7 protein-coding genes are annotated in these 7,438 nt (G+C 68.2%); all 7 read left to right on the forward strand.

What is annotated here, in order from left to right; translation table 11 throughout:
• Positions 1–764 (forward strand): aminotransferase class I/II-fold pyridoxal phosphate-dependent enzyme (locus tag ACFTZB_RS40470; protein WP_378440789.1); only part of this gene is annotated, 764 nt, incomplete at its 5' end.
• A 150-nt stretch (positions 765–914) separates the two neighbouring features.
• Positions 915–2,306: an LLM class flavin-dependent oxidoreductase gene (locus tag ACFTZB_RS40475; RefSeq protein ID WP_378440791.1), complete on the forward strand. Its 1,392-nt coding sequence runs from the start codon at positions 915–917 to the stop codon at positions 2,304–2,306.
• Between the two features lie 34 nt (positions 2,307–2,340).
• Positions 2,341–3,864, forward strand: a complete 1,524-nt coding sequence (locus tag ACFTZB_RS40480; RefSeq protein ID WP_378440793.1) for an ABC transporter substrate-binding protein — start codon at positions 2,341–2,343, stop codon at positions 3,862–3,864.
• Complete coding sequence (locus ACFTZB_RS40485; RefSeq protein ID WP_378440795.1) at positions 3,861–4,886, forward strand: ABC transporter permease; 1,026 nt, start codon at positions 3,861–3,863, stop codon at positions 4,884–4,886. The genes ACFTZB_RS40480 and ACFTZB_RS40485 overlap by 4 nt, the downstream gene beginning before the upstream one ends.
• A 6-nt stretch (positions 4,887–4,892) precedes the next feature.
• Positions 4,893–5,750, forward strand: coding sequence for an ABC transporter permease (locus ACFTZB_RS40490; RefSeq protein ID WP_378440797.1), 858 nt, complete (start codon positions 4,893–4,895; stop codon positions 5,748–5,750).
• Complete coding sequence (locus ACFTZB_RS40495; protein WP_378440799.1) at positions 5,740–6,606, forward strand: ABC transporter ATP-binding protein; 867 nt, start codon at positions 5,740–5,742, stop codon at positions 6,604–6,606. The genes ACFTZB_RS40490 and ACFTZB_RS40495 overlap by 11 nt, the downstream gene beginning before the upstream one ends.
• Positions 6,599–7,426, forward strand: coding sequence for an ABC transporter ATP-binding protein (locus ACFTZB_RS40500; protein WP_378440801.1), 828 nt, complete (start codon positions 6,599–6,601; stop codon positions 7,424–7,426). Before ACFTZB_RS40495 ends, ACFTZB_RS40500 begins: the two co-directional genes overlap by 8 nt.
• Positions 7,427–7,438: the final 12 nt, after the last annotated feature.

The following is a 7,438-nucleotide window of genomic DNA, read 5'->3' on the forward strand; positions in this document are numbered from 1 at the left end:
GCGCCCGCCCCGGCCCCGCCCCCCCCCGCGACGGTCCCCGGCCGGACGCGCTCGACGAGGCCCTGACGGCCGGTGCGGTCGCGTTCGTGTTCCAGCCCGGGGCGCCGTTCGCCGTCGACCACGCGGTCAGCGCGCGGCGCACCCGCGAACTCGCCGACGTGCTGCGACGGCATCCGGCGGTGTGGGTGGTCGAGGACGACTCGATCGGACCGCTCGAACCGGAGCAACCGCCGACGCTGGGCTGTGAACTGCCGCAGCGTGTCGTCCGGATCCGCAGTTACTGCAAGGCGTACGGGATCGACGTGCGGACCTCCGTCCTCGGCGGCTCCCGCGAGCTGATCGAGAAGGCCATGAAGGTGCGCAGTCACGGCGTCGGCTCGAACAGCCGGATCCTGCAGAACACCCTCGCCCACCTGATCGGCAGCGCCGACGCCGAACACGCGGTCACGGCGGCGCACGAACGCTACGCCGCGCGGCGCACGACGCTGCTCGGGGCCCTGATCGACCGCGGTATCGAGGCTTTCGCGGGCCCGCACAGTCTGGTCGTGTGGGTGACGGTGTCGGACGAGACCGCGGCGCTGGTCGCGTTGGCGCGGCAGGGCATCTCCGTGGGGGCGGGATCGCGGTCGTTCGTGCGGTCACCCGCACGGCAACTCCTGCGCCTGTCGGCCACCCAGTTGCCCGACGACGCCGAGCTGATCGGGCAGCTCGCCGACGTCGTCGCGGCGGCTGTCGCGGAGTCGTCGCGCGAGTTCTTCGACTGATCGGACTTTGTTCGGCAGCACTGCGGGACATACGAAATATGTTTTGAAACATCGAGAATTTAATACTCTGCACGCGTCTGTTTGCTCCATACACTTCAACGCGGCGTGCCGAGGCAGGTGCCTGACGGCGAACGACGAAGGAGCGAGAACATGACGAGACGGCAACTGAAATTGGGAGCTGTCCTCACCCCCACGGGTGGTCCCGGGCACCCGTACACCTGGCTGGACCCGGAGATCCCCGGCGACGCCAGCGTCGACATCGACTGGTACATCGAGTATGCGCGTCTGGCGGAGCAGGCGCGGTTCGACCTCGTGTTCATCGTCGACAGCCAGTTCATCACCCCCGACTCGCCCCCGCACTACCTGAACCGGCTCGAGCCGCTGACGCTGCTGTCGGCGCTCGCCGTGGCCACCGAGCACATCGGGCTCGTCGGCACCCTGACCACGTCTTTCAACCAGCCGTTCAACCTCGCGCGACGGTTCGCGTCCCTCGACCTGATCAGCCGCGGCCGCGCAGGCTGGAACGTGGTCACCAGCGGCGACTCGGGCACCGCCGGAAACTACGGCCTCGAGGAGCATTACGACTACGCCACCCGCTACGGCCGGGCACTCGAACACGTCGAGGTGGTCAAGGCGCTGTGGGATTCGTACGAGGACGACGCGTTTCCGCGCGACCGGGACGCCCGCCGCTTCCTCGACGCGGACAAGCTGCACACCCTCGACCACGCGGGTGAGCACTTCTCGGTGGTGGGCCCGCTCAACATCGAACGCTCACGGCAGGGCCAGCCCGTGATCTTCCAGGCCGGCGACTCCGACCAGGGCCGCGACCTCGGCGCGCGCATCGCCGACGGGATCTTCACGCACGCCCCGAGTTTCGAAGCGGGAGCGGCGTTCTACGCCGACATCAAGAACCGGGCCGCGGCGTACGGGCGCGCCCCCGAGGACATCGTGATCCTGCCGGGCGTCACCGTCACCGTGGGCGACACCGACGCCGACGCCCGCGAGATCGAACGCACGACCCAGCTGGCGGACAACGACTTCGGTAGGTCCCTGCGGGAACTCGGCCGGCCGTTCGGCTGGCACGACTTCCAGCAGTACGACCTCGACGCGCCGTTCCCCACCGAGGCCTTGCAGCACGCCGAGCGGAGCTTCTACACGCAGGCGAAGAAGATCACCGACCTCGCTGTCGGCCGCGGGCTGACGCTGCGGCAGACCGTCGAGGCGCTCAACGCGCCGAAGACGTCGCCGTTCACCGGCAGCGCCGAGACCGTCGCGAACGAACTGCAGCGCTGGCTGGACGGTCACGCCCTCGACGGCATCAACATCCACATCGGTCACCCGGCGCAGTTCCGCCGCTTCGTCGACGAGGTGCTGCCGATCCTGCGCGAGCGCGGGGTGGTCCGGGAGGATTACGAGCAGGACACCCTGCGCGGCAACCTCGGCCTGCCCTTCGCGGAGAACCGCTACACCCGTGCGCGGCGTGAGGGAACCGACCCCGCCCCGCTGCCCGGCACCACCGCGTCGCTGTCCGCGAGCGTCTGAATCACCACCCCCTTTGCATGGTCAGGAGCACCCAGTGAGCAAGAAGAGCCGGCGGATCGCCGGCGCCGTAATACTCGGAGTGATCGTCGGTCTCGTGGCCACCGCGTGCGGCGGTGGCAGCAGTTCGGACGGCGCCGAGGTCAAGTGGGCGTTCAACCTCCCCACTTCGTGGGATCCGGTGACGAGCCGGACCGGAAACGACATCAACACCATCAGCCTCGCGTATGCGTCGCTGACCCGGCTCGATGCCGAGGGCAACGTCGAACCGTCGCTCGCCGAGAGCTGGAAGTACAACGCCGACGGCACCGCGGTGACGTTCAGCCTGCGTGACGGTCTGACGTTCTCCGACGGGACCACCCTCGATTCGCAGGCAGTGAAGGCGTTCTTCGACCGGGGCAAGACCCAGGACGATTCGTTCCTGCGCGATCAGCTCGCCGGCGTCACCGAGGTCACGGCAGACACCGCCACCGACGTCACGCTGCACCTGGCCGACGCCGACTACCAGATCCCGTACCTGGTCGCCGGGCGCACCGGTGCGATCGCCAGCCCGACGGCGGCCGCCGACCCGCAGAAGCTCAGCGTGTGGCCGGTCGGGGCCGGTCCGTTCACGATCACCGATTTCGTCGCCGAGGATCACGCGTACTTCGAGAAGAACCCGAACTACTGGGACGCCGAGAACATTCACATCGACCACTTCGAACTCAGCGTCGCCCCGGACCCGGCCACTCTCGTCGCCGGTGTCCAGTCCGGCTCCATCGACTTCGCGACGCTGCCTGCGTTGCAGTCCAAGGAAGCCGAGGCCGCCGGCCTCGACGTGACCGTGAAGCCGTCGCTCGCCGCGAACGACGTGTCCATCAACCTCAACAAGGCCCCGTTCGACAACCCGAAGATCGTCGAGGCGTTCCGCTACGCATTCGACCGCCAGGCATTCGTCGACGTCATCACGAACGGGCTGGGGAGCACCACCAGCCAGCCGTTCCCCGACGGCTACCTCGCGTTCAACCCGGAGATCGAGAAGCTCTGGAACTACGACCCCGACAAGGCATCTCGTCTCCTCACCGAGGCGGGCTATGCGCCCGGGCAGTTGTCGATCGAGATCACGGCGCAGTCGGCGGCCACCAACCGTGCGGAACTCGTGCAGTCGCAGCTGAAGAAGATCGGCGTCGAGTCCACGATCAAGGTGGTCCCGCCCGGTTCGTCGACGTGGCAGAGCGAGGTCTACATCGCGAAGAACCCGCAGCTGGCCACGGACGGCACCATCGGACGTGAATCCCCGGTGCAGAATCTGCTCGCCGTCTACGGTCCGGAAGGCATCATGAACCTCAGCGGCCCGCACGCGTCGCCGGAGTTCACCGCCGCACTCGACACCGTGCGCCGCACCCCGCTCGAGGACCCGCAGTACAAGCCCCGGTTGTGGGAGGCCGTCAAGGTCGGTGTCGAGCAGTCGCCGACGAATTACCTCTTCAGCAACCCGTGGATCATCGTGTCCAACCCGGATCTGAAGAACCTCAACATCCTGCCGTCCCAGGTTCGCTGGGAAGGCGTCACGGTCTCGTGACCACCGCAGACATCGAGGCCGCAGGCACCGGGAGGACATTCGCTCTCCCGGTGCCTGCGGGTGCGCTCGGCACGGCGGCGCGGGTCGTGCTCGGCACCGTGCTGATCGTGGTCCCGGTCTTCCTGTTCTCCACCCTGATCACGTTCCTGCTCGGTGCGGCCAGCGGGCTGAATCCGGCCGCCGGCATCGCCGGTGACGCCGCGACCCCGGAGACGATCGCCCGGATCAACGCCGAGTTCGGGCTGGACAAGCCGGTCTGGCAGCAGTACGTCGACTGGATGTCGAGCATGCTGAGCGGCGACCTCGGTGTCTCGTGGTTCAGCAAGATCCCGGTCAGCGAGTTGATCGGTGAGCGGCTCGCCGTCAGTGCCTCCATCGCCGGTGTCGCGCTGGTCATCGGACTCGTCCTCGGTGTCGGGCTCGGGGTGCTCGCAGCCGTCTACAAGGGCAGCCTGCTCGACCGGGTGATCACCGCCTACACGTCGGTGGCGTCGACGCTGCCGCCGTTCGTCATCTCCATCGGACTGATCCTCGTCTTCAGCGTCGGGTTGCACTGGCTGCCGTCGGCCGGGTACGTCCCGCCGGACGAGAACTTCGGCCGCTGGCTGTCGCTGATCATCATGCCCGCGATCGCGCTGAGCATGGACGTCGTCGCCGACATCGCGCGGCAGCTCCGCACCGGACTGGTCGCGGAACTGGATCAGAACTACGTCACCGGCGCGGTGGTGCGGGGCATCGGCCCGTCACGGATCCTGTTCGTGCACGCCCTGCGCAACGGCAGCGGTCCCGCGCTGTCGATCCTGGGCATGAAGATCCCCACGCTCATCGGCGGCGCCGTCGTGATGGAGACCATGTTCTCGATGCCCGGCTTCGGTCGCCTCGCAGCCGATTCCGCGCTGCGCGGGGACGTTCCGATCGTTCAGGGAACGCTCGTGGTGGCGATCGTGTTCGTGCTGTTCTGCAACATCGTCGTCAACATCGCCCAGAGCGTCCTGCAGCCGGCCACCAAGCGGAGAGACTGACATCCCATGCTCACAGCAATTCTGCGCTATCACTCCGCTCGCGCCGCGGTGATCGTCCTCGGGCTGATCGTGGTGCTCGCGCTCTTCGGGCCCGCGCTCGCACCGTTCGACCCGCTCGAACAGGACACGTCGGCAATCCTGCAGGGCCCGAGCGGAACTCACTGGCTCGGCACGGACAACGTCGGACGGGACGTGTTCAGCCGGTTGCTGGCCGGATCGACCGTGTCGGTGCTGTCCGCGCTGCAATGCGTCGTGGTCGGATTCCTCCTCGGCGTGATCCCGGGCTTCCTGTCGGTGTATCTGGGACGCGGCGTGGAATGGTTCACGCTCCGGCTGATGGACGCGCTCATCACGCTGCCGTTCCTCGTGTTCGCCGTCGCGATGACCGCGCTGCTCGGAAACGGTCTCGCGCAGGCGATGTTCGCGGTCGGCATCCTCATCGCGCCCGCGTTCTACCGGGTCACGCGCGCCGCGGCGCTGACGGTGGCCAACTCCCAGTACGTCGAGGCCGCCGAACTGATGGGCGCCGACACGTCCTGGATCATCCGCCGTCACGCGGTGCGCAAGGTGCTGCCCGCGGTGGGGGTGACATTCGCCGCGATGACCGGCGCCAGCCTCGTCATCGTGTCTTCGCTGACGTTCCTCGGGATCGGCGTCGTCCCGCCCGACCCCACCTGGGGCGGACTCCTCGCCAGCGGACTGCAGTACCTCTACCAGGTTCCGTTCGGTCCCGTCGTCCCCGCGCTGCTGATCGTGGCGACCGTGTGGGCGCTCAATGCCATCGCCGACGCACTGCGCGATGTAACCGGCCGACCCGCACGACGCGCCCCCAGGAAACAGGAGGTCACCTCGGATGTCCACTGACACACTCGATGCCACGTCGGCACCGGACACCACACGCCCCCGCAGGCCGGTGCTCACCGTCAGCGATCTGCGTATCGCCCTCGACGACGGAACCGAACTGGTCCGCGGCGTCGACTTCTCCCTCGCACCCGGGGGAGCGCTCGGGATCGTCGGCGAATCGGGAAGCGGAAAATCGTTGACCTGCCGCGCCATCCTCGGAATCCTGCCCGGCGGAATCGACGTCACCGCAGGCTCGATCGACTTCGACGGCATCGAACTCACCGACCTCGGGCGCAAACAGTGGCGACCCCTGCGCGGCACCCGCGTCGCCGCCGTGTTCCAGGACCCGGCGTCCTACCTGAACCCGTCCATCCGGGTCGGTGAACAGCTCGCCGAGGCGCTCCGGTCCACGCTCGGACTGTCCCGCGCCGACGCCAAGCGGCGCGGCCTCGAACTGTTCCGGAAGATGGGGCTGACCGACGCGGACACCGTGTACCGCCAGTACCCGCACGAACTGTCCGGGGGCATGCTTCAGCGGGTGCTCATCGCGATCGCGGTGTCCGCGGAGCCGGAACTCCTCATCGCGGACGAGGCGACCACCGCCCTGGACGTCACCGTCCAGGCCGAGGTGCTCGACCTCCTCGAGGACCTGCGCGAGGAACTGGGACTCGCCCTCGTCCTGGTCTCGCACGACCTCGCCGTGGTCGCTCAGGTCTGCGACAGCGTGATCGTGATGCGGGACGGCGCCGTCGTCGAATCCGGGCGGGCGGCAGACCTGCTCACCGCGCCCCGGCACGAATACACCCGCCAACTCGTCGACAACCATCGCGAATACGGGCTGGAGTCGTTCACCGGGAAGGAGGCCGCTCGTGTCTGAGCCGTTGCTGCGCATGACCGACGTCCGGGTAGAACGTGGGTCCCGTGGCGCCCGCACGCAGATCCTGCACGGCGTCGACCTGACGATCGACGCCGGCGAGAAGGTGGGTCTGATCGGCGAGAGCGGTTCCGGGAAAACGACACTGGCCCGCACGATTCTCGGTCTGATCACCCCGACGGCCGGGTCGGTCGAGATCCGCGGGCAGCGCGTCGACGACCTGTCCACGGCGCAACGCCGGGCACACCGGCGCACGGGGACCGTCCAGTACGTGTTCCAGGATCCGCTGCTGAGCCTCGACCCGGACATTCCGGTGGGCGAGTCGATCGCCGAGGGGCTCACCGTGCGGGGCGGACTGGACCGTGACGTCGTGCGGTCGAAGGTCGCGGCGGTACTGGGCAGCGTGGGCCTCGACGCCGGCATCGCGGCGCGGATTCCAGCCGAACTGTCGGGTGGGCAACGCCAGCGGATCGCGATCGCGCGGGCCCTGGTGCTGGACCCGTCGTTGCTGCTGCTCGACGAACCGGTCAGCGCCCTCGACTCGGTCAACCGCATCCAGATCCTGAAACTGCTCACCGAACTCGGGCATGCGCGGCGACTCGCTCAGCTGTTCATCTCCCACGATCTGGGGGCCGTCGCCGCGCTGGTCGACCGGATCGTCGTGCTGTACCGCGGCAACATCGTCGAGGACGGACCGACCTACCAGGTGATCTCCGATCCGCAGCACCCCTACACCGCGCTCCTCGTCGGATCGGCGCCGACGTTGAGTGGTGGCGCCGTGACCCGCGAGCGTCGCCGGGAGTTGAGGCTCCGCCTCCCGTGAGTACTTGTTAAC

Source organism: Rhodococcus sp. NPDC057014 (genome assembly GCF_042673295.1).
Classification (GTDB): domain Bacteria; phylum Actinomycetota; class Actinomycetes; order Mycobacteriales; family Mycobacteriaceae; genus Rhodococcus_F.

Excerpts from the sequence above, each read along its gene's own strand:
- ACFTZB_RS40495 (WP_378440799.1), top strand. The coding sequence starts at position 5,740 with ATGTCCACTGACACACTCGATGCCACGTCGGCACCGGACACCACACGC.
- ACFTZB_RS40490 (WP_378440797.1), top strand. The coding sequence starts at position 4,893 with ATGCTCACAGCAATTCTGCGCTATCACTCCGCTCGCGCCGCGGTGATC.
- ACFTZB_RS40475 (WP_378440791.1), top strand. The coding sequence starts at position 915 with ATGACGAGACGGCAACTGAAATTGGGAGCTGTCCTCACCCCCACGGGT.